This window comes from Isoptericola sp. MSGPD8_1_ISO-PGPR-S23-394 (genome assembly GCF_058072785.1).
Genome location: NZ_CM176517.1, coordinates 2,840,684 through 2,864,734, shown reverse-complemented (window position 1 = coordinate 2,864,734; position 24,051 = coordinate 2,840,684). Strand labels below are relative to the sequence as shown.

Here is a 24,051-nt window from a genome sequence, read left to right as displayed (position 1 = left end):
CGCAGGCTCAGATGTGCAGGCCGCACTCGGACTTGTCGACGCCGGACCACCGTCCGGCGCGCGCGTCCTCGCCCGGTGCGACGCGACGGGTGCAGGGCTCGCACCCGATCGACGGGTAGCCGTCGTTGAGCAAAGGGTTGACGGTGAGCCCGTTGGCGAGCGCATAGCCGACGAGCTCGTCGTCGGACCAGGCGGCGATGGGGTTGATCTTCACCAGGTTGTTCGACGCGTCCCAGGAGACGAGCTCGGCGGAGGCGCGGGAGCCGGAGTCCGCACGTCGGACGCCGGTGGCCCAGGCCTCGTAGCCGGCGAGCAGGTCTCGCATGGGCTCGACCTTGCGCATGCGGCAGCAGGCCTCGGGGTCCCGGGCGAACAGGTCCGGCCCGTACGCCTCGTCCTGCTGCGCGACGCTCAGCCGGGGCCGCACGTCGACGACGGTGACGTCGAGCGAGTGCGCGACGGCGTCCCGGGTGCCCAGCGTCTCGGCGAAGTGGTAGCCGGTCTCGCCGAACAGCACGTCGACCCACGGGAGCTGCTCGCTGACCAGGGCGGCCAGCACCGAGTCCGTCATCGAGGACGCGACCGCGAGGGAGTCGCCGAACTGCTCCACCGCCCACGCGATGACCTCGTGCGCCGAGGCCTCGTCCGCCGAGCCGATCCCGGACCCGCCCAGCTCGCGCCGCCCACGGGCGGCGATCTGCGACAGCTCGGCGTCCGAGCGCCGGCGCCGCTCGCGCCCGTCGACGCGGGCCCGGTGTCGGGCCCGCGACTGCTCGCGCTCGGCGGCGCGGCGCCTGGCCGCCGCCGCGGCACCGGCCAGGGAGGAGGCGGGAGCGCTCGACGCGTTGGGGCCCACGCCGAGGCTGACGGAGACGGCCGTCACTGGAGGGCCTCCTCGTCGGCCCGGTGCGCCCACTGGGCGAACGTCTCCGTGCCGTCGCGGTCGGCCTCGTAGCGGCGCACGACGCGCTCCACGTAGTCGGCCACGTCGGTCGCCGGCACCTTCAGCCCGCGCACCGTGCGGCCGAGCTCGCCCGCGTCGCGGCCCTGGTCGACGAGCCCGCCGCCCAGGTGCACCTGGAAGCCGGGGACCTGCTCGCCGTCGACGGTGATGATCTGGCCCTTGAGACCGACGTCCGCGGTCTGGATGCGGGCGCAGGAGTTGGGGCAGCCGTTGACGTTGAGCTCGATGGGCTTGCCGAGGCGCTCCTCGATGTCGCCGAGCCGCTCCTCCAGCTCACCGATGACGCGCGCGGCGGTGTCCTTGGTGTCGACGATCGCCAGCTTGCAGTACTCGATGCCGGTGCAGGCGATGGTCGAGCGGCGGAACAGGCTGGGCCGCGCCGTCAGGCCGAGCGGCTCCAGGCCCGCGACCAGATCGTCCACCCGGTCCGCGGGCACACCGAGGACGACGACCTTCTGGTGGGCGGTGAGCCGGGCGGACTCGGCGCCCACCGACTCGATGAGGTCGGCGAGCCCGGTGAGGGTCCCGCCGCCCACGCGCCCGACGACCGGCGCCGCGCCGACGTAGAACCGGCCGTCCTTCTGCTCGTGCACGCCCACGTGGTCGCCGGGCCGCGTCGCCGGGGCGGGCGGCGGGCCGTCGGGGAGCGCGTAGCCGAGGTACTCGTCCTCGAGGACGTCGCGGAACTTCTGGGTGCCCCAGTCCTTGAGGAGGAACTTCAGGCGGGCCTTGTTCCGCAGACGGCGGTAGCCGTAGTCCCGGAAGATGCGGATGACGCCGTGCCAGACGTCGGGAGCCTGCTCGGCGGTGACGAACACCCCGAGGCGCTCGCCGAGGCGCGGGTTGGTGGACAGCCCGCCGCCGACCCACAGGTCGTAGCCGGCACCGAGCTCGGGGTGGCGCACGCCGACGAGCGAGATGTCGTTGATCTCGTGGACGACGTCGAGGCTCGGGTGGCCGGTGATCGCGGTCTTGAACTTGCGGGGGAGGTTCGCCAGTTCCGGATCGCCGATGTAGCGCGTCTTGATCTCGTGGATCACCGGGGTGGGGTCGATGATCTCGTCCGCGGCGACACCGGCGACCGGGCTGCCGAGGAACGCGCGGGGCGAGTCGCCGCACGCCGTCGTCGTCTCCAGGCCCACCGTGTCGAGCCGGCGCCAGATGTCCGGCATGCTCTCGACCTCGATCCAGTGGTACTGGATGTTCTGCCGGTCGGTGATGTCGGCGCTGCCGCGGCCGTAGTCGGCCGAGATGCCGCCCAGCACGCGCAGCGCGGCGGGGTCGAGGGCCTGGCCGTCGGTGCGCACGCGGAGCATGAAGTAGCGGTCCTCGAGCTCGTGCGGCTCGAGCGTGGCGGTGCGGCCGCCGTCGATCCCGGGCTTGCGCTGGGTGTACAGGCCCCACCAGCGGAAACGGCCGTGCAGGTCGTCGTCGGCGATGGAGTCGAAGCCTTCGCGCGAGTAGATGTTCTCGATCCGCTCGCGCACACCCAGGGGGGCGGCCTCCTGCTTGAACTCCTCGTTGTGGTTCAGCGGCGTCGTGCCGTCGATCTTCCACTGGCCGTTCGGGCGCGGAGCCCGGGCGGGGCGGGCGGGGGGTGCCGGGGCGTCGGCGGGGTTCTGCGAGGCGGGGGTGGTCTGCGTCGTCATCCTGGGGGGGGTCCTCGGGTCCTCGGGGGGCGGGACGCGCGACGACGACGGCTCAGCAGGGGTGGGCCGAGACCGACGGCGCGCGCCGATGCTCAGGTCCGCAGGTGCGGTGGGGGCTGAGGTGGGGCGCGATCAGCGACAGCAGCACTGACAGCTGCACATGCGCGTACGCAGGCAGGGGCGCGCCGACATCTCACGACGGGTGGTCGTGAGCAGGCGGGGCGCGGCCGTGGTCATGCCGAGGAATCTAACCCGGGATGCCCACCTCGCGAAACCCCGGGTCCGCATGCTGGGACGTGGGTCACCAGGTGAGACGGTGCTGGTGCCGTCCGCCCGCCGATAGGCTGTCGCCATGGAGTTCCTCTACAACGTCTTCACCGTGCTGCACTTCGTCGGCTGGGCCATCGTGCTGGGTGGGTACCTCGCCTCGCTGCGCAGCCCGGGCCTGTACCGCGGGGTGTTCCACGGCGCGCTCACCGCGCTGGTCGCCGGCGTCCTCATGGTCGGGGTCGCGGAGATGGGTGACCTGTGGACGGACGGCGGGCCTTCCATGGCGAAGATCGGCGTCAAGCTGTCCGTCGCCCTCGTCATCGCGGTCCTCGCCTTCGTCGCCAAGCGGCAGGGCAGCAAGGCGGACAACGGCACGGGCGCCGTCGCCCCGGCCCTCAAGCACACGATCGGCGCGCTCGTCCTGGTCAACATCGTCGTCGCCGTCTTCTGGTGACCTGCGGCACGACGCCGTCGCCCGCCGGTCGTGAGCGTCGGCGATGAGCGTCCTCGGCGAGGTCCTCGTCGGCGTGGCGATCGCCGTCGGGCTGGTCGGCATCATCGTCCAGGTTCTGCCCGGCAACGCCCTCGTGCTCGGCTCCGTGCTCGTGTGGGCGTGGGTCACGGGCGGCCCGGCGGCCTGGGTCTGCTTCGTGCTCGCCGCGCTGGTGATCGCGGCGGCGGAGACGTGCCAGTGGCTCCTGGCCGGCCTGCACATGCGCCGCGCCGAGGTGCCCTGGTCGACCCTCGCCGTCGCCGGCGTGGCCGCGGTGGTGGGGTTCTTCGTGGTCCCCGTGGTCGGGCTGTTCCTGTTCTTCACCGTCGCCGTGCTGGTGATGGAATACCTGCGTCGCCGCGACGCCCGGGCTGCCTGGCGCGCCACCGTCGCCGCGCTGCAGGCGACCGCCATCACCATCGGCATCCAGCTCCTCGGCGGGCTGACGGCGACCGTCATCTGGGTGGTCGGGCTGCTCCTGACGTGAGCGGGACGGCAACGTGCGCCGGCGGTACTCGATCCGTCGCGCCGACCTCGCCCGCGCCGTGCGCGAGCCGCTGAGCGCGGGTGCGACCATGGGGCCGTGCAGATCCTCACCCGCCCCGTCGAGGCACTCGACCCCCGCACCGCGTTCGGCATCTGGCGACTGCGCCAGGACGTGTTCGTCGTCGAGCAGGAGTGCGCCTACCCGGACCTCGACGACCGTGACCTCGAACCCGCCACCCGGCACGTGGTCCTGCTGGACGACGACCGCGTGGTCGGCACCGCCCGGGTCCTCGACGACGGTGACGTCCAGCGGATCGGTCGCGTCGTCTGCCACCCGGACGTGCGGGGGACCGGGGCGTCCGGCGAGCTGATGCGCGCGGCGCTCGCCGCGGCGTCGGCGGCGGCGCCGGAAGCCGACGTGGTGCTCGGGGCACAGGCCCCGCTCGCGGGGTGGTACGGCGGGTTCGGCTTCACGGTCGACGGCCCGGAGTACCTCGAGGACGACATCCCGCACCTGCCGATGCGCCTGCGGCGCTGACCGGCGACCCGGACGTCGGCCGCGACGTCGTCGTACCGCTGCGACCGCAGGTCGGGCTCAGCCGGCGGCCGGGAGACGCTGCGTCACCACCGGTGTCACGGCCACCTCGAGCGCGTAGGACCCGTCGAGGGCGTCGTCGAGCGCGGACTGCAGGGCGTCCAGCGGTGGCAGCTCCTCCGACGGGCCGACGAGCTCGACCGTCACCATGGTGTCGCCGACACTGACGTCCGTGAGGCCGAGAGGCGGGTCGTGGTCGTCGATCCAGTCGTTCACCGCGGACTGGGCCGCGCGATCGTCCGCGGACGAGGTGAGCAGACCGTCCGTGGTCAGCAGCAGCGGGACGAGGATCACCAGCGCCGCGGCGACGAACGGGGTGAGGGTGAGCAGCACCCGTCGTCCGCGCCGGCGCAGTCCCTCCGGGTTCGCGAGCCCAGCCAGGACGAAGACCACCGACGCCGACAGCACGATCGAGACGAAGTTGGTCGAGAACAGCAGCATGGCGCCCGCGGCGTCCCCCGGCCGTGACGCGGCGAGCGTCACCCCGACCACGGACAGCGGCGGCACCAGCGCGACGGCGATCGCCACCCCGGCGATCGACGGCGCCACCCGGCGGTCGACCGTGGCGAACGCCCCGGCGGCGCCGGCCGCCACCGCCACGAGCATGTCGAGGAGCGTGGGGTCCACCCGGGAGCTGATCTGGCTGTTGGTGTCGAACGGGACCACGGCGGGCACCCACGAGGCGATCGCGATCGCGATGACGACGGCGACGGCGGCTCCTGCGACGATGAGCGCCAGCGACCCGAGCGCGCGGCGGGCCCAGCCGCTCACCACCGCGGCCGACAGGCCGAGGATCGGCGTCATGAGCGGGGCGACGAGCATCGCCCCGATCACCACGGCGGTCGAGTCCTGCAGCACCGCGAGGGTGGAGATGCAGACGCTGAGGACGAGCATGGTCCACCAGGCCACGTGCTTCGCCGCCCGCTCGGGACGCTCGAGGTAGAGCTGCTCGGCCAGGAGGGTGCGACGGCGGGTGCCCACGTCGACGTGCTCGACCCACCACCACAGGATCTCGGTGAGCGACGGGGAGGCGCCCTCGGGGGGCGCGATGATGCCCGTCGCCACCCGGTAGCCGTAGGTGAGGGTGACGGCCCCGCCGCAGAGGGCGGCCAGGCCGAGGGCGACGGTGAACCAGTCGACCACGATCTCCGGTGCGGCGATCACCAGCAGCCCGAGGACCAGCCCGACCGCGCCGCTCGCGGCGCGCGGGGTGCGTCGGTCGTGATCGCGGCTGAAGGCGGCGAGCACGAGGTTCACCGCGCTGCGGAACAACAGGTACGCGCCGCCGAGCAGGAGGGTGGCGTCCAGGGCGTCCCGGAACGACAGCAGGAACACTCCGGCCAGGGCGACGGAGGCCAGGCCGCGCAGGAGCGCGGCGGCGCGGGCCGTGGCGCGGGCGTCGTGCCGCCGGGTGGCGGTCCACAGGTCGTTGCCCCCGGAGAAGAGCAGCCCGAGGCCGACGACGGTCTCGGCCAGGTCGACGGAGATGGCCGGGACGAGGACGAGCACCAGGCCCATGGCGACGGCGACCAGGCCACCGACCGTGGACGGGTTGACGAACCGTCCGGGGCTTCGCAGCAGGTCGGGACCTCGGACCTCAGGATCCATGACGCGACGGTAGCGGAGCACCGGCGGGACGGCACGCGGGGCCCGGTACGCGCGGTCCGGTGGTGTCGGCGCCGGCGCCTAGGCTTGGTCCACGATGACCTCCCTCTTCGACAGCCTCTCGCTGCCCGGCCTCGACGCATCGCCGTCCGACGACACCGCCCGCCTGCCCCGGACCGCACCGCGGTGGGACGACGACGCTGCCCCGGACTGGGCGCGGCCCGCCGCGGGGGAGCGGCGCGAGCCCGAGGCGGACGAGGCGGCCGAGGCGTTGCTGGACGGCCTCAACCCGAACCAGCGGGCCGCCGTCGTGCACGCCGGGTCCCCGCTGCTCATCGTCGCGGGCGCAGGCTCCGGCAAGACCCGCGTGCTCACGCACCGCATCGCGCACCTGCTGGCCACCCGGCGCGCGCACCCGGGCCAGATCCTGGCGATCACCTTCACGAACAAGGCGGCCGCGGAGATGCGCGAGCGCGTCGCCCAGCTGGTCGGCCCGGCGGCGAGCCGGATGTGGGTCTCCACCTTCCACTCCGCGTGCGTGCGGATCCTGCGCCGGGAGGCGAAGACCCTCGGTCTGCGGTCCAGCTTCTCGATCTACGATGCCGCGGACTCCCAGCGGCTGATCACGCTGGTGTGCCGCGAGCTCGACCTGGACACCAAGAAGTACCCGGCGCGCTCGCTCGCGAACAAGATCAGCGACCTCAAGAACGAGCTGATCGATCCCGAGGCGTACGCCGAGCAGGCGGGCGGCGACGCGACACCGGACGGCTGGCGCGAGCGTGCGCTGGCCGGCGGCGGGCTCGCCGACGCGGGTGCCGCGCAGTTCGACGCGGTGCTCGCCGACGTCTACCGCCGCTACCAGGCGCGCCTGGCCCAGGCGAACGCCCTGGACTTCGACGACATCATCATGACCACCGTCAACCTGCTGCAGGCGTTCCCCGCCGTGGCCGAGCACTACCGCCGACGCTTCCGGCACATCATGGTCGACGAGTACCAGGACACGAACCACGCGCAGTACGTCCTGGTCCGCGAGCTGACCGGCGTCCCCGCGAGGAGTGAGCCGGCGAGCCCCGCAGGCGGGGCGCCCGACGAGCCCGGCGTCCCCGCGAGGAGTGAGCTGGCGAGCCCCGCAGGCGGGGCGGTGGCGGAGCAGGGCCTCGACCCGGCGGAACTGACGGTCGTCGGCGATGCGGACCAGTCGATCTACGCGTTCCGGGGCGCCACGATCCGCAACATCGTGGAGTTCGAGGAGGACTACCCCGACGCCACGACCATCCTGCTGGAGCAGAACTACCGCTCGACGCAGAACATCCTGTCGGCGGCGAACGAGGTGATCTCGCGCAACCCCGGCCGCAAGCCGAAGCGACTGTGGACGGACGCCGGGTCGGGGGCGAAGATCGTCGGCTACGTCGCCGACGACGAGCACCACGAGGCGCGGTTCGTCGCGCAGGAGATCGACCGGCTCGGCGACGACGAGGGTGTCAGGCCTGGCGACGTCGCGATCTTCTACCGGACCAACGCCCAGTCGAGGGCGCTCGAGGAGGTGCTGATCCGCGTCGGACTGCCCTACAAGGTGGTCGGCGGCACCCGCTTCTACGAGCGCAAGGAGGTCAAGGACGCCGTCGCCTACCTGCGTGCGCTGGCGAACCCGGACGACGACGTGAGCCTGCGCCGGGTCCTGAACGTGCCCAAGCGCGGGCTGGGGGACCGGGCGGAGTCGCTCGTCGCGGGTTTCGCGGCCGCCGAGCGCATCCCGTTCGGCGCGGCCCTGGAGCGTGTCGACGAGATCCCCGGCATGACGACACGCTCGCTCAAGCCGCTGCGCGTGTTCGCCGCGATGATGGGCGAGCTGCGCGCCCTGGTGGACGACGGCGCCGCTCCGGCCGAGGTGCTCGGTGCGGTGCTGGACCGCACCGGCTACCTCGCTGAGCTGCGCGCGAGCGACGACCCGCAGGACGCCACGCGGGTGGAGAACCTGGCCGAGCTGCACGCGGTGGCCGCGGAGTTCACGGAGATGGACCCGGAGGGCGACCTGGCGGACTTCCTCGAGCGGGTGTCCCTGGTGGCGGACGCCGACCAGATCCCCGACGAGGACGTCGCCGACGGTGCGGCGGAGCACGAGCACGACGAGGAGCCGCAGGAGGACCCCGGCGTCGTCACCCTGATGACGCTGCACACCGCCAAGGGTCTGGAGTTCCCGGTGGTCTTCCTCACCGGTCTGGAGGACGGCACGTTCCCGCACATGCGCTCCCTGCACGACGACGCCGAGCTCTCCGAGGAGCGCCGCCTCGCCTACGTGGGGATCACCCGCGCCCGCGAGCGGCTCTACATCTCGCGCGCGGGCACCCGCTCGGCCTGGGGCATGGCGAACGAGTTCCCGCCGAGCCGGTTCCTCGACGAGATCCCCGACGAGCTGTGGGACTGGCGACGGGCCGAGTCCGCCACCCAGACGCTGCGCCGTGGGGGGTCCGCGTGGGGCGGTGGCTACGGCGGGCCGCGGGCCGGCCGCGTGACCACCTCGTCGGGCGAGCGCCGGGCGTCCGCGACGCGAACCGCACGGGCGGCTGCGCCGTCGTCGGGCGGGGCGACCTTCGGGTCGGCGACGCCGCGCCAGGACACCGACATCCCGTCCCTCGCCCTGGGGGACCGGGTGACTCACGACGCCTACGGCGTCGGGACCGTCGTGTCCCTGGAGGGTGCCGGTCACAACGCGGTGGCGAAGATCGACTTCGGCGCGGACGGCACCAAGCGGCTGCTGCTGCGCTTCTCCCCGGTGACCAAGCTCTGATCGTCCGGCCGAGCGGCCGAGCGGCCAAGCAGGTACCGGAAGACGTACCGGTCGGGTACAGTGAGAGGTACCTGAGGGAGGGTTGCATGTCGGAGACCATCAGCGCTGCGGAAGCGCGCCGAACCCTGTACCCGTTGATCGCGCAGGTGAACGCGGATCACGCGCCGGTACGTGTCCACCACAAGGACGGGAACGCCGTGATCATGTCAGAGAGTGACTACGAGGCGTTGCAGACCAGCCTGTACCTGCGGTCGACGGCGGCCAACTCCCGGCGCCTCGACGAGTCGCTGGCTCAGTTGCGTGCCGGTGAGGTGTCCCAGCACGACCTGCTCGACACCGAGTGATGCGGTTGGCATTCACTCCTCACGGCTGGGAGGACTACGTCTCCTGGCAGACGACCGACCGCAAGGTGCTGAAGCGGCTGAACGCTCTGATCGCCGAGTGCCTGCGCACGCCGACCGAGGGGACGGGCAAGCCGGAGCTATTGAGGCACGAGGGCGCGGGGGTGTGGTCCCGCCGGATCACCCAGGAGCACCGGCTGGTCTACCACGTGGGCGACGGCACGATCACGGTGGTGCAGGCGCGGTTCCACTACTGACCGACAGGCCTCGGGCGGCCGTCGCTGCTCGACGGCGGACCGCGCTTCCTTGCTGACCCCTCGAACGTCTCTACCTCCGGTGCTTCGTGTTGACCGCCCGCTTGCTGACACCGAGCCGGTCGGCGAGCTCCTGGAGCGACCGGACGGCCCGCGGGGCCCTGTGGAATGGGTCACGGTCCGTGCGCGAATCCCCGACGGGCGTACCGTCGTAGAGGTCCGGCGGGCTACTCTGGACAGGATGTCTTGACGTCGAGACATCGCTCAGGCCGGCCTCTGCCGACCCAGGGGCTCAACCGATGGAAGGACGCAGCAGGGTGGACCTGTTCGAATACCAGGCGCGCGACATCTTCGAGAAGCACGGCGTCCCCGTGCTGGGCGGCGTCGTCGCGACGACGCCCGACGAGGCCCGCGAGGGCGCAGAGAAGCTCGGCGGCGGGACCGTGGTCGTCAAGGCCCAGGTCAAGACCGGGGGCCGTGGCAAGGCCGGCGGCGTCAAGCTGGCGCACTCGCCCGACGAGGCGGCGCAGAAGGCCGAGGAGATCCTCGGCATGGACATCAAGGGCCACACCGTCCACCGTGTGATGGTGGCGGCCGGCGCGAAGATCGCCGAGGAGTTCTACTTCTCGGTGCTCCTGGACCGCTCGAACCGCAACTACCTGGCGATGTGCTCCGTCGAGGGCGGCGTGGAGATCGAGCAGCTCGCCGTCGAGCGTCCCGAGGCGCTCGCCAAGGTCGCCGTCGACCCGATCGTGGGCATCGACGAGGCCAAGGCCGCCGAGATCGTGGACGCCGCCGGGTTCGCCGAGGACCTCAAGGCACCCGTCGCGGACGCCATCCGCAAGCTGTGGACCGTCTTCACGGCCGAGGACGCCACCCTGGTCGAGGTCAACCCGCTGGTCCGCACCGAGGACGGCGAGATCATCGCCCTCGACGGCAAGGTCACCCTGGACGAGAACGCCTCCGAGGTGCGCCACCCGGACCACGAGGCGCTCGAGGACAAGGACGCGACTGACCCGCTCGAGGCCAAGGCCAAGGCGAACGGCCTCAACTACGTCAAGCTCGACGGCGAGGTCGGCATCATCGGCAACGGCGCGGGTCTGGTCATGAGCACGCTCGACGTCGTCGCCTACGCCGGCGACGCGCACGGCGGCGTCAAGCCCGCGAACTTCCTCGACATCGGGGGCGGCGCGAACTCGAAGGTCATGGCCAACGGGCTGGACGTCATCCTGCACGACCCGCAGGTCAAGTCCGTGTTCGTGAACGTCTTCGGCGGCATCACCGCCTGCGACGAGGTCGCCAAGGGCATCGTCGGCGCGCTGGAGATCCTCGGTGACGAGGCGACCAAGCCGCTCGTGGTCCGCCTCGACGGCAACAACGTCGCCCTCGGACGCCAGATCCTCGCCGACGCGAACCACCCGCTCGTCACCCTCGCCGAGACCATGGACGGCGGCGCCGAGAAGGCCGCCGAGCTGGCCAACGCCTGACCGCCGCCGGACCTGAGAGAGCAGAGACAAGAACACCATGTCGATCTACCTGAACTCCGACTCCAAGATCATCGTCCAGGGCATCACCGGCGGGATGGGTGCCAAGCACACCGCCCTGATGCTCGACTCGGGCGCGCAGATCGTGGGCGGCGTCAACGCCCGCAAGGCCGGGACCACCGTCGAGCACGTTGACCAGCACGGGCACGAGGTCGTGTTGCCCGTGTTCGGCACGGTCAAGGAGGCCATGGCCGAGACCGGGGCGAACGTCTCCGTGCTGTTCGTGCCGCCGGCCTTCACCAAGGACGCGGCGATCGAGGCCGTCGACGCCGAGATGCCGCTCATCGTGGTCATCACGGAGGGCGTGCCGGTCCAGGACACCGCCGAGGTGTGGGCCTACCTGCAGGGCAAGAAGACCCGCATGATCGGGCCGAACTGCCCCGGCATCATTACCCCGGGCGAGTCGCTCGCGGGCATCACCCCGCACACCATCACGGGCAAGGGTCCGGTCGGCCTCGTCTCGAAGTCGGGCACGCTGACCTACCAGATGATGTACGAGCTCAAGGACTTCGGCTTCTCCACCGCCATCGGCATCGGCGGCGACCCGATCGTCGGCACCACCCACATCGACGCGCTCGAGGCCTTCGAGAACGACCCGGAGACCCAGGCGATCGTCATGATCGGCGAGATCGGCGGCGACGCCGAGGAGCGCGCGGCGGCGTACATCAAGGAGCACGTCACCAAGCCGGTCGTCGGCTACGTCGCGGGCTTCACCGCCCCCGAGGGCAAGACGATGGGACACGCCGGTGCGATCGTCTCCGGCTCGGCCGGTACCGCGCAGGCCAAGAAGGAGGCCCTCGAGGCCGTCGGCGTCAAGGTCGGCAAGACGCCGTCCGAGACGGCCGAGCTCATGCGGGAGATCCTGCAGAACGCCTGAGCCCGCACCGCACGACCACGCCCGCCCCGTCCGGACCTCCGGACCGGGCGGGCGTCGTCGTCCCCGGCGCGTCCCCGGCCTGCCCACGGCGTGGGACGACGGCGAGGCACCTCTCCCGGGGGACCATGGGGCCGTGAACGCAGCACCCCGGACAGGTACCGCCCGTGTCGTCGAGCCGCGGCCGTCCGGGCACGGGCGACTGCGGGAGCGTCTCGCCCTCGGTTCCAGCGGGGTGTGGGCGGCGGTGCAGTCGGTCGGCCTGTCGTACACGGTGGTCGCCCTGCTCGCGGTGGTCGCTGTCCTGGACGCCCCCTCGGCCTCGGGGGCCGACGGCGGGCTCGGCGCGGGGGTCGCCGTCGCCACGGGGATGTGGTTGCTCGGGCACGGGGTGCCGCTGTCAGCCGCCGGGACGACCGTGACGATCGTGCCGCTCGGTATCACCGCGCTGGTGCTCTTCACCCTGCACGTGGCGGCCAAGCGGTCCGCCGTACCGACCCTCGCGGCGTGGGTCGCGGGGACCCTCACCTACGCCACGGTCACCACGGCGCTGGCCCTCGCCCTCGACGTCGTCGGGGGCACGGCGGCCGCCCGAGGTGCCGGGGACGTGCTGGTCCAGGTAGGTGCCGCCGTCGTGGGGGGAGTGGTCGTCGGGGGCGGAGGCCTGGCGCTCGGCATGTTCTCCGCGCCGGACGGTCCCCTCCTGGCCGGCCTGGCACCGCGGATGAACCCCTACCTGCCCGACACGATGCGTCTGGGGATGCGGAGCGCTGTCGTGGGCGTGAGCGTCCTGCTCGGGCTGGGTGCCCTGCTCGCCGGGACGTGGGCGGTGCTCGGGCGGGAGACAGCTTCGGCTCTGGCGGCCGGTCTCGGTCCGAGCTGGCTCGGGTCGGTGCTGCTCGGCCTGGCGCAGGCCGCACTCGCACCCAACCTCGTGGTCTGGGCGACGGCGTGGCTCGCGGGCCCCGGCTTCGCCGTGGGGCAGGGGAGCACGTTCTCCCCGGCGCTGACCGAGTCGGGGCCGCTGCCCGCCGTGCCGCTCCTGGGCCTGCTGCCGGGCGAGTCGTGGTCGACGCCCGTCGCCGCGTGGGCGCCGGTGCTCGTCGTGGCGTGCGGCGCCGTCGGCGGCTGGTTCGCCTGGGGTCGGCTGGAACCGAGCCTGGTGCGCCCCCGCGACGTGGCATGGATCCTGGGGGGCGTGGTGCTCGCCGCGGGTGCGATCACGGCGACCCTGCAGTGGGTGGCCGGCGGGAGTGCGGGCGCCGGGGTGCTCGCGCTCGTGGGCGCCGACGTGTGGGTGACCGCGGGCCTGGTCGCGGCGGAGATCGGTGCTGGTGCCGCTGTCGTGCTGGCCGGCTGCCTGCTGGTGGCCCGTCGTCGCGCCGGTGCGCCCGCGACGTAGGGTGGGGGCCGTGCAGACCCCTTCCGGCCACCTCGTCGAACCGGCGCCCGGTGCGCGTCTCGTCGTCCTCGTCTCGGGCGGGGGCTCCAACCTGGCCGCGCTGCTCGCGGCCCACGAGGACCCGGCCTACGGCGCCCGCGTCGTCGGCGTCGTCTCGGACAAGCCGGGTGCCGGCGCCCTCGACCTGGCGCGCCAGGCAGGGGTCCCGTCCGTCGTGGTCGCCCCGTCCGACTTCGCCGACCGGGGCGCGTGGAACGACGGGGTGCGGGACGCCGTCGAGGTCTTCCGGCCCGACTGGGTGGTGCTCGCCGGGTTCATGCGCATCCTCGCGCCGTCGTTCCTCGACCGGTTCAGGGGCCGGGTGGTCAACACGCATCCTGCCCTGCTCCCCTCGTTCCCGGGGGCGCACGGGGTGCGCGACGCCCTGGCCTACGGGGTCCGGGTGACCGGCTGCACCGTGCACGTCGTGGACGACGGCGTCGACACCGGCCCGATCGTCGCCCAGACCGCGGTGCCCGTGCTGGACGACGACGACGACGGGACGCTGCACGAGCGGATCAAGGTGGCCGAGCGGTCACTGCTCGTCGAGACCGTCGGGCGCGTCGCGCGCGAGGGACTGCGCGTCGAGGGGCGACGCGCCACCTTCGGCTGAGCGGCCGCGCACCGCCCGGATCAGGCGTGGCTGGGGCGCGCGTTCTTTGCAGGGTCGGCCGGGCCGAGCGGGACGAGCAGCTGGTAGATCTCCCTGACCTCGTAGGGGTCCTTGCGGGCGGTGGCCAGCGCCTCGTCGCTCCACCGGGTCTGCAGCTCGACGAACTCCTTGGCGAACTGCTCGGCCTCGTCCGGTGACAGCGGGACGGTGTTCACCACGAGAGCGCGGTGCCGTCCGTCCTCGTCGCGCCGCGCGCCGGAGGACGCCGCGTCCACGAGACCCTGGAGCCAGGCGGTCGGCGGACGCATCGCCTGCCGGGTCGCCCCTGGGGCGTCGTTGTCGATCCGATAGGAGTTTGCGACGTTGCGCCAGACTCGGTCGCGCTTGTCGCGGGCCAGCTCGGGCGCCTCCACCACCATCCCGGCCGTGGCCAGGGTGCGCGGGTGGAAGTGTTGCGCCCCGGGTTCAGTGGCTCTGGGTGGAGCTGGTGGCCGCGGCGCTGACGCGGCGTCCGGCCGACGATCGCGAGGGCTATGCCGTCCGGGCCTGGCGACTGCTCGGCTTCAAGGTCACCCCCGCGCCCCGCTGACGACCGGCGCCGCGCACCGGAGGCGAGCGGGGCCGGCCTGCGGCGACGCACCACGATCGACGTCTCGGTCCGGTTAGGTTAGTAAGTTCTCCTTTCAATGTGTCACAGTGGGGCTGCACCCGGCACCGCCGCCGGGTTACGGCGTCCACGAGGGACGTCCGAGCGTGTTCGAAGGAGATCTACGTGAAGCTGACCCGCACCGTCCGCGCGGCCGCCGCGACCGCCGCCGCGGCGCTCGCTCTCACCGCCTGTGCCGGGACCGACGACAAAGGCGCCGCCGAATCCGAGGCCTCGACCGGAGACCTGACCGCCTGGTTCATGGACGGTTCCGTCCCGGACGACGCCCAGGCCTGGCTCGTCGAGGAGTTCGAGGCGCAGAACCCGGGCTCCACCCTCACGATCGAGATCCAGCAGTGGGACGGGATCGTCGAGAAGATCCAGACGGCGATGGCCTCCGAGTCCCAGACCCCCGACGTCGTCGAGGTGGGCAACACTCAGTCACCGACCTACACCGCGGTCGGGGCCTTCAGCGACGTCACCGACCAGGTCGACGCATGGGGTGGAGACGACCTCATCCAGTCGTTCATCGAGATCGGCTCCGTCGACGACACCGTCTACACCGTGCCGTTCTACGCGGGTTCGCGGATCTTCTACTACAACACCGAGCTCTTCGAGAAGGCCGGCGTCGAGCCGCCCACCTCCCTCGACGAGTTCACCGCGGTCGTCGCCACCCTGACCGAGACCAACCCGGAGGGCACCGACGACTTCCAGGGGGCCTACATCGCCGGCGTCGACCAGCACACCCTCGAGGCCTGGCTGTACACCCACGGCGGGCAATACGCGGTGCAGGACGGCGAGGACTGGGTCGGCAACCTGTCCAGCCCGGAGTCGATGGCCGCGATCGAGCAGGTCGCCGACCTGTACGAGGCCGGCATCCTCGGGGCGCAGGACTCGGTCGACGCCGCCCAGGAGCCGTGGAACGACTTCAACGAGGGACGTGTCGCGATGTTCTCCGGGCTGACCTGGTCGTACCCGAACATCTCCGAGGAGCTGCGCGAGAATGACCAGGTCGGCGTCTTCGCCGTGCCCGGGCTCGAGTCCGGCACCCTCGGCAAGACGTTCGCCGGCGGGTCCAACCTGGGCATCGCGGCCAAGAGTCAGCATCAGGGTCTCGCCGCCGAGGTGATGGAGCTCATCTACTCGGACGAGTTCCAGATCATGATGGCCCAGAACGGCTGGGTCCCCGGCAACACCACCTTCGCCGACGCGCAGGGCACCGCCGACAACGCGGCGCTGCTCGCCGAGGTGGCGGCCAACTCCCAGCTCACCCCACCCGCCCAGTACTGGGCGCTCGTCGAGGGCGAGAACCTCGACAAGGACTTCTGGAAGGCGATCGCCTCCGGTGAGGACCCGGCCGCCGTCGCGGCCGAGACCGACGCGCGGATGGTCGAGCTGCTCAACAAGTGACGTCCCCGGCCGGGCGGGAGCCTCGCGCTCCCGCCCGGCCCCCGCCTTCCCGGGAGGTTTCTGTGGCCACACCTGCCACGTCCTCGCGAGGACGCGCCGCCGCCCCGGCCATCCGCCGGGCCGGACGCCGCTCCTCCTTGCCCTACCTGCTGCTCCTCGGCGCCGCCGTCGCCGTGCTCCTCGCCCTCGGCTACCCGCTCGTGCGTCAGGTCGTCCTCGCGTTCCAGGACTACGGGCTGGAGCAGCAGTTCGGCGCCCCGGCCGAGTTCGTCGGGTTCGCCAACTTCGTCGAGGTGCTCTCCGACCCGTACACCTGGGCGGTCTTCGTCCGATCCATCCTGTTCTGCCTGTTCACCGCAGCGGTGACCATGGTCGTCGGGGTGTCCTTCGCCGTCGTCATGATGCGCATGTCCACGTGGGCGCGGATCCTGATCCAGACGGTCCTGCTGCTGGTCTGGTCCATCCCCATCGTGTCGTCCCTGACCGTCTGGCAGCTGCTCTTCGACACCCGGTTCGGGGTCGTCAACTGGACCCTCGAACGCGTCGTGCCGTGGTGGCCGGACGACTACAACTGGCTCGGTCAGGCGACGGGGATGCTGACGATCGCCTCGCTCATCATCATCTGGATGTCCGTCCCGCTGGTGGCCTTCATGGCCTACTCCGGTCTCAGCCAGGTGCCCGCCGAGGTCCAGGAGGCCGCGGAGATCGACGGCGCCGGGGTCTGGGCACGCTTCTTCCGGGTCACGGTCCCCGTGATCGCACCGGTCCTGCTGCTCATCGGGCTGCTGCAGATCATCTGGGACCTGCGCGTCTTCACGCAGATCAAGATCCTGCAGGACGCCGGGGCGCCCCTGGACGAGACGGACGTGCTCGGAACGTACATCTTCCGGCTTGGCATCGGGCAGGGCGAGTTCGGCATGGCCTCGGCCACGGCGATGATCGTGCTGCTGCTGACCGTGGTGGTCACGCTGCCCTACGTGCACCAGCTGTTCAAGAACGACAAGGAGCTCTCGGGATGACCGCCACGACGCAGACGCCGGCGAGCCTTCCGGCCGCAGAGGCCGCGCCCCCGCACGACAGCGGCAGGGCAACGCGGCGGAGGCCGTCCCGTGGGCGCCGGGTCCGGCGCGCGGCCAACGCGTTCGCCGTGGTCATCGCCCTGGTCTGGTTCTTCCCGATCTACTGGATGGCGAGCTCGGCGCTGCTGCCGAACGCCGAGTTCCGCTCCTCGACGCCCACGTTCGTCAACACCGACCCGACGTTCGAGCACTTCACCGGGGTGCTCGGCGACGAACGGTTCTGGTCGGCGATGACGGTGAGCATGCAGGTCACGGTGATCGCCGTCGTGGTGGCGGTCTCGCTCGCCTTCCTGTCCGCGGTGGCGATCTCGCGGTTCCGGTTCCGAGGCCGCAAGGCCGTGATCGGTTGCATCCTCGTCGTGCAGATGATCCCGGCCGAGGCGCTCTTCATCTCCCAGTACAAAATGCTCGACGGCTGGGGCCTGCTGAACAGCGTGGTCGGCCTGTCCTTGCTCTACGTCGGGATCATCATCCCGTTCAACATCTGGATCCTCAAGGGGTTCGTGGACGGGGTGCCCCAGGAACTGGAGCAGGCGGCGATGATCGACGGCTGCACCCGGGTGCAGGCCTTCTTCCGCATCACCCTGCCGCTGCTCGGTCCCGGCCTGGTGACCGGCGCGATCTTCGCCACGATCCTGGCGTGGAACGAGTACACGCTGGCCCTGGTGGTCATGAGCGACGGCAACCAGACGCTGCCGCTGTGGCTGCAGTACTTCAGTGGCGCCAACCAGGCGACCAACTGGGGCGGCATCATGGCGGGGTCGCTGCTCATCGCGTTGCCCGTGATCGCGCTGTTCATGGCGGTGCAGACGCGGATGGCCGCCGGTCTGACCGCGGGGGCGGTGAAGGGCTGACGGTGCCGCCCGGCACCGAACGGTAGGATCGGGTCCGGTCGCGACTGGCGAGGGTGGACAACCACCGGGGAGCGGCCGATCCGGTCACGGCCCGCGCCGCGGTTCCGCCCGACCGGACCACCGTGCGCACCGCCCGCCTGGGTGCCAGGGTTTCCACGAGAGCCACCACCCGAGGAGACCACACGATGTCCGGCGCCCCCGCAGTCCCCACGTCCCCCGACGTCCAGCTCGCCGACGACGCGCGCCGCCCGGTGCGGCGCGCCCTGCTGAGCGTCTACGACAAGACGGGCCTGGTCGAGCTCGCCACCGCCCTGCACGCCGCGGGCGTCGAGCTGGTCTCCACCGGCTCCACCGCGACCCGGATCGCCGACGCCGGGGTGCCCGTCACCCGCGTCGAGGACCTCACCGGCTTCCCCGAGTGCCTCGAGGGTCGCGTCAAGACGCTGCACCCCCGGGTGCACGCGGGCATCCTGGCGGACACGCGCAAGGAGGACCACCTGCGTCAGCTCGCGGACCTCGGGATCGACGCCTTCGAGCTCGTCGTGGTCAACCTCTACCCGTTCGCGGAGACGGTCGCGTCCGGCGCCGCACCGGACGCCGTGGTCGAGCAGATCGACATCGGCGGGCCGTCCATGGTCCGGGCCGCCGCGAAGAACCACCCGAGCGTCGCCGTCGTCGTCGACCCCGCGCGGTACGACGACGTCGCCGCGGCCGTCCGGGACGGCGGCTTCACCTTCGACCGGCGCAAGCGCCTCGCCGCCGCGGCGTTCGCGCACACCGCCGCCTACGACGTCGCCGTGTCCGCCTGGTTCGCCTCGTCGTACGCACCGGACGAGACCGCGGCCGAGTCCGGGATGCCCGACGTCACCGGGGCCACCTGGGAGCGCAGCGACGTGCTGCGCTACGGCGAGAACCCGCACCAGGAAGCGGCGCTGTACGCCCGCACGGACGGTGCGAGCGGGCTGGCCCAGGCCACCCAGCTGCACGGCAAGGCGATGAGCTACAACAACTACGTGGACGCCGACGCCGCCTGGCGGGCCGCGCACGACCACCCCGAGCCGGCGGTGGCGATCATCAAGCACGCCAACCCGTGCGGCATCGCCGTGGGCGCCGACATCGCCCAGGCGCACGCCCGCGCCCACGCGACCGACCCCGTCTCCGCCTACGGCGGCGTCATCGCCGCGAACCGGGTGGTCACCCGGGCTGCGGCCGAGCAGATCGCCCCGGTGTTCACGGAGGTCGTCGTCGCCCCGGGCTTCGAGCCCGAGGCGCTCGAGGTGCTGCAGGCCAAGAAGAACATCCGTCTGCTCACCGTGGCCGGAGCGCCGTCGGCGCCGGTCGAGACGCGCCCGATCTCCGGTGGCCTGCTCGTGCAGTCCGTCGACCGCTTCCAGGCCGACGGCGACGACCCGGCGTCCTGGACCCTCGCCGCCGGCGCCCCGGCCGACGAGGCCACGCTCGCGGACCTCGCCTTCGCCTGGCGGGCCGTGCGGGCGGCCAAGTCGAACGCCATCCTGCTCGCGGACGGCGGCGCCGCCGTCGGCATCGGCATGGGACAGGTCAACCGCGTGGACTCCTGCCGGCTGTCGGTCGAGCGGGCGAACACGCTGGCCGACGGCGGGTCAGGGTCGGTCGAGCGGGCCCGCGGCGCGGTCGTCGCGTCCGACGCCTTCTTCCCGTTCGCCGACGGGCTGCAGGTGCTCCTCGACGCCGGGGTCCGCGCCGTCGTCCAGCCCGGCGGGTCGATCCGGGACGAGGAGGTCGTCGCGGCGGCCGCGGCGGCCGGCGTGACGATGTACCTCACCGGGACCCGGCACTTCGCCCACTGAGGCCGCCGGCGCCGGGGTCAGGCGCGCAGGGCGTCGCGCAGCCTGATCGTGGGGTCGGCAGCCGCCGCGAGGTCGAGGTGCGCCGGGCCGGGCCCGTTGAAGGCCCGGCGCACCGCGCCGACGTCGCGGGGGGAGTCGACCAGCAGCACGGCCCGCACGACGGCGGAGCCCGCCGCGCCGTCGGGCGCCCCGGCGTGCTCGGTCCCGCCCACCTCGCCGCCAGCCGGCGACCCTGTCCAGAACGCCGCCCACGGGCCGTCACCGGGGGTCCCGCGCCACACCGACGGCGCTCCCGCCGGCAGGCCGAACAGCGCCAGGTCATGGCCGAGCTGGCGGGAGAACACGTACGGGGCGTGCGCGGCCGCGGGCTCGACGCCCAGCACGGCCCGGGCCACGAGGTCCGGGTCGTGCAGCGCGGCCGACCAGTGGCCGCCCGGGACCCGGCCGAGCTGCGGGTGCGGGCGCGAGGCGACGTCCCCGACGGCCCGCACCCCCGGCACGCCGGGCACCGCACCGCCCGCGTCGACCAGCAGCGCGCCCACCGGGTCGAACACCTCCGGCGGCAGGCTCTCGCGCAACCATCCCGTGGCCGGCCGGGCACCGACCGCCGCCAGCACGACGTCGGCCGGCAGGTGCTCGCCCGAGGCGAGCGTGACGCCGTCCCGTCGTACCGCTGCCGCGGCGGACCCCAGCCGCAGGCGGGCGCCGGCCGCCGCGTACCAGGGGGCGAGGTGCGCGCCGACCTCGACGCCGAGCTGGCGGGCCAGCGGTGCGGCGTCGGCCTCCAGCACGGTGACGTCCGCACCGGCCCCCGCGGCCACGCCGGCGATCTCGGCGCCGATCCACCCGGCGCCGACCACCACCCACCGGCCACCGGGGCGCAGGCCGGTGCGCAGCCGCTCGGCGTCGGCGGCCGTGTGCAGCACGTCCGCCTCCCAGCCGACCGGCAGGACCGGCCGCGACCCGCAGGCCAGCACGACCACGTCGGCGGTGATCGAGCGCCCGGAGCGGGTGGCCACCACGGGCCCGGGGTGCAGCGCGGTGGCCGGGTCGGCGAGGTGGACCTCGTCGGCGAGGGCGTCCAGGTCGACGCCGAGATCATCGTGCAGCCACAGCGGCTCCGGGCGCGTCAGGAGCTCCTTGGACAGCGGGGGACGGTCGTAGGGCGGCAGGCCCTCCTCGCCGAGCACCGTCAGGTGGCCGTCGAACCCGTGGGCGCGGAGCGCGGCGACGGTCTGCGCGCCGGCCAGGCCCGCCCCCACCACGACGACGGAACGTGGTGCGCCACCAGGAGCGGCGGGGATGGAGGGCGGCGTGGGGCGGGAGTCGTTCATGGCGGGCACGTGCCCAACCTACGACGTGCCCGGCCGACGACGTGCGCCGCACCGGCCGGGTAGGCTCGTCGATGTGGTTCCTGAAGCCGACGCGCACGCGCAGCCGCACTGGCACGCCGTCGACGCCGTCACGCCCGACCGGGTGCGCACACCGCGCAGCGCCGTGCCGGCGATCCTCGTCGTCCTGTCCGGCATCCTGCTCGCGGTGCTGCTGGCCCTCGTGGTCGGCGCGCGGCTCGGCTCCCTGACGATCGCCGCGACGCTCGCCGTCGCCGGTGCCTGGCGTGCGACGTCGTCCTCGGGACCTGTCGGCCTGGCCATCCGCAGCCGGGGGTTCGACGTGTTCCTGTGCTGGTCGGTGGCGAGCGTGATCGGGGTGCTGGCGCTCACGGCGCCTGGGGTGTGATCTTCTTCGGACGTCGACCGAAGGCCGGGGGCGACCCCTGGCGCACGGTCGCGTTCACGGGCGCTGCGCGCCCTGCACTTCGCGTCTGACGACCATGCGCCAGGGGTCGTCCCCGGCCTCTCGTGCGGTCCCTCCCGCGAACGGCCCGGCGGGGTCCGCCGCGGGAGGGACGGGCGGTCAGGGGCGGGCCGGGGGAGTCGGCTCGTCCGTGTCCGTGTCCGTGTCCCTGGCGTCGGACGCGGTCTTCTCGGTGACCTCGGCGGCCTCCACGACCTCGGGTTCGGAGGCCGTGGGCTCCGCGGCGGGCTCGGTGGCGGTGTCCGCCACGACTGTCGTCTCCTCGACGACCTCGGTCTCCTCGACCTCCGTCGGCGCGGCGGCCTCGTCGGCGACGGCCTTGGCGGCCGCCGTCTCGGCGACCGTCTCCAGGGTGCCCTCGGCCGGGTAGGTGGCCGTGCCCGGCTGCTCCTCCCAGCCCTCGTCCAGCGTGACCTGCGGCACCGGGGCGAACGCCCGGGCGAAGAGCGCGGCCAGTGCCGCACCGGCGAGCGGGGCGACGAAGAACAACCAGAGCTGGCGACCCGCCCCACCGTCGGCCCAGGCGTCGGGGGAGACCACCGAGGCGAGCGAGCGGGCCGGGTTGAACGACGTGTTCGTGACGGGCCACGAGATGATGTGCAGCGCCGCGAGCGTGAGGCCGATGACCACCGGGGCGTAGGCGACCTTGGCGCGCTTGTTCGTCACGGCGAGGATGACGCCGACGAACACCGTGGCGATGAGCACCTCGACGATCGCGGCCGTCGCGAGGTCGAACGTGGCCTGGCCCTGCGTGAGGGTGTTCAGCGGTGAGTGGTCGCCGTAGCCGTTGGCCGTGGCGGCGAGCACGTCGCCGGCGGAGGCGGAACCTACCAGCGGCGGGAACGAGTCCGGGATGATCAGCAGCAGCAGCGCACCGCAGGCGGCAGCACCCACGAGCTGAGCGACCCAGTAGGGCAGCAGATCCACCCAGCTGGACCGCCCGGCGAGCGTCAGCCCGAAGGTCACCGCCGGGTTGAAGTGGCCGCCCGATAGGTGGCCGAGGCCGGCGATCACGGCGATGAGCGCGATGCCCCCGGCCAGTGCCACCGTGATGATCTGCCCGCCGTTGAGCGCGTTGAACGTCGCGGTGCCGACGATGCCGAGCACCAGTACGAAGGTGCCGAACGCCTCCACGCACATGCGTGTGAAGAGCCGTGGCACGGGCGCGGCCTCGAGGTCGGTCTGTGTCGCGGTTGCCTGGGACATGGAGGTCCTTTGCTGGTCGTCGGGTGAAGGTCTCGTCGCGCTCTGGGGACGCGGCGGCGATGCTGGCACCGGTTCCTGTGAGCTCCCTGAGCCTTCCGACTCCCCGAGTCCCAGGTCACAGCGCGGTCCCTCCGGGCACGCTACCGGCTCGCGCCGTCCGCGGCAGCCCACCGCGCCGCTGGGTGACGGCGCGGGCCCCGGGGGTGACGGCGCGGGCCGCGTGCGCGAGAGTAGGGCCATGACGACACCTGTGAACGTGACCGTGACCGGGGCCGCCGGTCAGATCGGCTACGCGCTGCTGTTCCGGATCGCCTCCGGCGCGATGCTCGGCCCGGACACCCCCGTGCGCCTGCGGCTGCTGGAGATCCCGCAGGCCGTGCGCGCCGCGGAGGGCACGGCGATGGAGCTCGACGACTGCGCGTTCCCGCTGCTGGACGGCATCGACATCCACGACGACCCGGCCGCGGGCTTCGCCGGCACCAACATCGCCCTGCTGGTCGGTGCTCGCCCCCGGGGCCCCGGGATGGAGCGCGCGGACCTGCTGGAGGCCAACGGCGGCATCTTCGGCCCGCAGGGCAAGGCCATCAACGACGGCGCGGCCGACGACGTCCGCGTCCTGGTGGTCGGCAACCCCGCGAACACCAACGCGCTCATCGCCGCCGCGCACGCCCCGGACGTGCCCGCGGAGCGGTTCACCGCGATGACCCGGCTGGACCACAACCGCGCCCTGTCCCAGGTGGCGCACAAGGCCGCCGTGCCGGTCGCGGACGTCCGGCGCCTGACCATCTGGGGCAACCACTCCGCCACGCAGTACCCCGACCTGTTCCACGCGGACGTCGCGGGAACCCCCGGCGGCACCCTGACGGCCGACACGGCCTGGCTGACCGACGACTTCATCCCGACGGTGGCCAAGCGCGGCGCGGCGATCATCGACGCCCGCGGGGCGTCGTCGGCGGCCTCGGCCGCGAACGCCGCCATCGAGCACACGCGGGACTGGGTGCTCGGGACGCCCGACGGCGACTGGACGAGTGCCGGCGTCGTGTCGAAGGGTGAGTACGGCGTGCCCGACGGTCTCGTGTGCTCGTTCCCCGTGACGTCGTCGGGCGGAGACTGGCAGGTCGTGGAAGGGCTGGAGATCGACGACTTCTCGCGCGAGCGCATCGACGCGAGCGTCGCCGAACTGACGGCGGAGCGCGACGCGGTGCGGAGCCTCGGGCTGGTCTGAGCCGGGCCAGCCCGCACCTGTCCGGGGGAAAACACGTCGAGATCTGTCCCACCCGCGACCTAGTCTC

General features: G+C 72.8%; 22 protein-coding genes. 16 read left to right on the top strand and 6 right to left on the bottom strand.

Annotation, left to right across the window (positions count from 1 at the left end):
* Positions 1 to 7: 7 nt before the first annotated feature.
* Both AC3RJ8_RS13085 and AC3RJ8_RS13080 read right to left on the bottom strand, forming a co-directional pair.
* The gene (locus AC3RJ8_RS13085) at positions 8 to 883 is read right to left on the bottom strand and encodes a phosphoadenylyl-sulfate reductase (protein WP_489713040.1); all 876 of its coding nucleotides are present in this window, start codon (positions 881 to 883) and stop codon (positions 8 to 10) included.
* Positions 880 to 2,613 (bottom strand): nitrite/sulfite reductase, encoded by a 1,734-nt coding sequence (locus AC3RJ8_RS13080; RefSeq protein WP_489713039.1) that lies wholly within the window; start codon positions 2,611 to 2,613, stop codon positions 880 to 882. The genes AC3RJ8_RS13085 and AC3RJ8_RS13080 overlap by 4 nt, the downstream gene beginning before the upstream one ends.
* Positions 2,614 to 2,965: 352 nt before the next feature.
* Here AC3RJ8_RS13080 and AC3RJ8_RS13075 point away from each other — a divergent pair, with 352 nt between their 5' ends.
* From AC3RJ8_RS13075 to AC3RJ8_RS13065, 3 genes are all read left to right on the top strand, one after another.
* Complete coding sequence (locus AC3RJ8_RS13075; protein WP_489713038.1) at positions 2,966 to 3,337, top strand: hypothetical protein; 372 nt, start codon at positions 2,966 to 2,968, stop codon at positions 3,335 to 3,337.
* Positions 3,338 to 3,380: 43 nt separating this feature from the next.
* On the top strand, positions 3,381 to 3,863 hold the full coding sequence (locus AC3RJ8_RS13070; RefSeq protein ID WP_489713037.1) for a DUF456 domain-containing protein: 483 nt from the start codon (positions 3,381 to 3,383) through the stop codon (positions 3,861 to 3,863).
* Positions 3,864 to 3,959: 96 nt separating this feature from the next.
* A complete protein-coding gene (locus AC3RJ8_RS13065; protein ID WP_489713036.1) occupies positions 3,960 to 4,400 on the top strand; it encodes a GNAT family N-acetyltransferase in 441 nt (146 codons plus the stop codon).
* Between the two features lie 57 nt (positions 4,401 to 4,457).
* Here AC3RJ8_RS13065 and AC3RJ8_RS13060 read toward each other — a convergent pair whose 3' ends face one another.
* Positions 4,458 to 6,065, bottom strand: a complete 1,608-nt coding sequence (locus AC3RJ8_RS13060; RefSeq protein WP_489713035.1) for a DUF389 domain-containing protein — start codon at positions 6,063 to 6,065, stop codon at positions 4,458 to 4,460.
* 94 nt (positions 6,066 to 6,159) lie between these two features.
* Here AC3RJ8_RS13060 and AC3RJ8_RS13055 point away from each other — a divergent pair, with 94 nt between their 5' ends.
* The 7 genes from AC3RJ8_RS13055 (at position 6,160) to purN (ending at position 13,917) form a co-directional block, all read left to right on the top strand.
* Positions 6,160 to 8,850 (top strand): UvrD-helicase domain-containing protein, encoded by a 2,691-nt coding sequence (locus AC3RJ8_RS13055; protein ID WP_489713034.1) that lies wholly within the window; start codon positions 6,160 to 6,162, stop codon positions 8,848 to 8,850.
* A gap of 86 nt (positions 8,851 to 8,936) precedes the next feature.
* Entirely contained in the window at positions 8,937 to 9,194 is a 258-nt protein-coding gene (locus tag AC3RJ8_RS13050) for a type II toxin-antitoxin system Phd/YefM family antitoxin (RefSeq protein WP_489713033.1), read from the top strand.
* Positions 9,194 to 9,448, top strand: a complete 255-nt coding sequence (locus tag AC3RJ8_RS13045; protein WP_489713032.1) for a Txe/YoeB family addiction module toxin — start codon at positions 9,194 to 9,196, stop codon at positions 9,446 to 9,448. The genes AC3RJ8_RS13050 and AC3RJ8_RS13045 overlap by 1 nt, the downstream gene beginning before the upstream one ends.
* A gap of 314 nt (positions 9,449 to 9,762) precedes the next feature.
* Positions 9,763 to 10,932 (top strand): ADP-forming succinate--CoA ligase subunit beta, encoded by a 1,170-nt coding sequence (gene sucC, locus AC3RJ8_RS13040; RefSeq protein WP_489713031.1) that lies wholly within the window; start codon positions 9,763 to 9,765, stop codon positions 10,930 to 10,932.
* A 37-nt stretch (positions 10,933 to 10,969) separates the two neighbouring features.
* Positions 10,970 to 11,866: a succinate--CoA ligase subunit alpha gene (gene sucD / locus AC3RJ8_RS13035; RefSeq protein WP_489713030.1), complete on the top strand. Its 897-nt coding sequence runs from the start codon at positions 10,970 to 10,972 to the stop codon at positions 11,864 to 11,866.
* Positions 11,867 to 11,999: 133 nt separating this feature from the next.
* Positions 12,000 to 13,265 carry a cell division protein PerM gene (locus tag AC3RJ8_RS13030; RefSeq protein WP_489713029.1) on the top strand — a complete coding sequence of 422 codons (1,266 nt, stop codon included), beginning with the start codon at positions 12,000 to 12,002 and terminating at the stop codon, positions 13,263 to 13,265.
* Positions 13,266 to 13,275: 10 nt separating this feature from the next.
* Positions 13,276 to 13,917, top strand: a complete 642-nt coding sequence (gene purN / locus AC3RJ8_RS13025; protein ID WP_489713028.1) for a phosphoribosylglycinamide formyltransferase — start codon at positions 13,276 to 13,278, stop codon at positions 13,915 to 13,917.
* Between the two features lie 20 nt (positions 13,918 to 13,937).
* Here the strand turns inward: purN and AC3RJ8_RS13020 are convergent, their stop codons facing one another.
* The gene (locus tag AC3RJ8_RS13020) at positions 13,938 to 14,336 is read right to left on the bottom strand and encodes a hypothetical protein (protein ID WP_489713027.1); all 399 of its coding nucleotides are present in this window, start codon (positions 14,334 to 14,336) and stop codon (positions 13,938 to 13,940) included.
* Positions 14,337 to 14,689: 353 nt separating this feature from the next.
* On the opposite strand from AC3RJ8_RS13020, the gene AC3RJ8_RS13015 reads away from it, so the two are divergent.
* From AC3RJ8_RS13015 to purH, 4 genes are all read left to right on the top strand, one after another.
* Positions 14,690 to 15,973, top strand: coding sequence for an extracellular solute-binding protein (locus tag AC3RJ8_RS13015; protein WP_489713026.1), 1,284 nt, complete (start codon positions 14,690 to 14,692; stop codon positions 15,971 to 15,973).
* Between the two features lie 62 nt (positions 15,974 to 16,035).
* Positions 16,036 to 16,992 carry a carbohydrate ABC transporter permease gene (locus tag AC3RJ8_RS13010; protein ID WP_489713025.1) on the top strand — a complete coding sequence of 319 codons (957 nt, stop codon included), beginning with the start codon at positions 16,036 to 16,038 and terminating at the stop codon, positions 16,990 to 16,992.
* Positions 16,989 to 17,906, top strand: coding sequence for a carbohydrate ABC transporter permease (locus AC3RJ8_RS13005; RefSeq protein ID WP_489713024.1), 918 nt, complete (start codon positions 16,989 to 16,991; stop codon positions 17,904 to 17,906). The genes AC3RJ8_RS13010 and AC3RJ8_RS13005 overlap by 4 nt, the downstream gene beginning before the upstream one ends.
* Before the next feature lie 185 nt (positions 17,907 to 18,091).
* Complete coding sequence (purH, locus tag AC3RJ8_RS13000; RefSeq protein ID WP_489713023.1) at positions 18,092 to 19,735, top strand: bifunctional phosphoribosylaminoimidazolecarboxamide formyltransferase/IMP cyclohydrolase; 1,644 nt, start codon at positions 18,092 to 18,094, stop codon at positions 19,733 to 19,735.
* A 17-nt stretch (positions 19,736 to 19,752) separates the two neighbouring features.
* On the opposite strand, the gene AC3RJ8_RS12995 is transcribed toward purH, so the two are convergent.
* The gene (locus AC3RJ8_RS12995; RefSeq protein ID WP_489715637.1) at positions 19,753 to 21,069 is read right to left on the bottom strand and encodes an NAD(P)/FAD-dependent oxidoreductase; all 1,317 of its coding nucleotides are present in this window, start codon (positions 21,067 to 21,069) and stop codon (positions 19,753 to 19,755) included.
* A 73-nt stretch (positions 21,070 to 21,142) separates the two neighbouring features.
* Here AC3RJ8_RS12995 and AC3RJ8_RS12990 point away from each other — a divergent pair, with 73 nt between their 5' ends.
* The gene (locus AC3RJ8_RS12990; RefSeq protein WP_489713022.1) at positions 21,143 to 21,475 is read left to right on the top strand and encodes a DUF3017 domain-containing protein; all 333 of its coding nucleotides are present in this window, start codon (positions 21,143 to 21,145) and stop codon (positions 21,473 to 21,475) included.
* Between the two features lie 177 nt (positions 21,476 to 21,652).
* On the opposite strand, the gene AC3RJ8_RS12985 is transcribed toward AC3RJ8_RS12990, so the two are convergent.
* The gene (locus AC3RJ8_RS12985) at positions 21,653 to 22,759 is read right to left on the bottom strand and encodes an aquaporin (protein ID WP_489713021.1); all 1,107 of its coding nucleotides are present in this window, start codon (positions 22,757 to 22,759) and stop codon (positions 21,653 to 21,655) included.
* A 238-nt stretch (positions 22,760 to 22,997) separates the two neighbouring features.
* Between AC3RJ8_RS12985 and AC3RJ8_RS12980 the strand changes: the two genes are divergently transcribed.
* Positions 22,998 to 23,984, top strand: a complete 987-nt coding sequence (locus tag AC3RJ8_RS12980) for a malate dehydrogenase (RefSeq protein WP_489713020.1) — start codon at positions 22,998 to 23,000, stop codon at positions 23,982 to 23,984.
* Positions 23,985 to 24,051 lie beyond the last annotated feature (67 nt).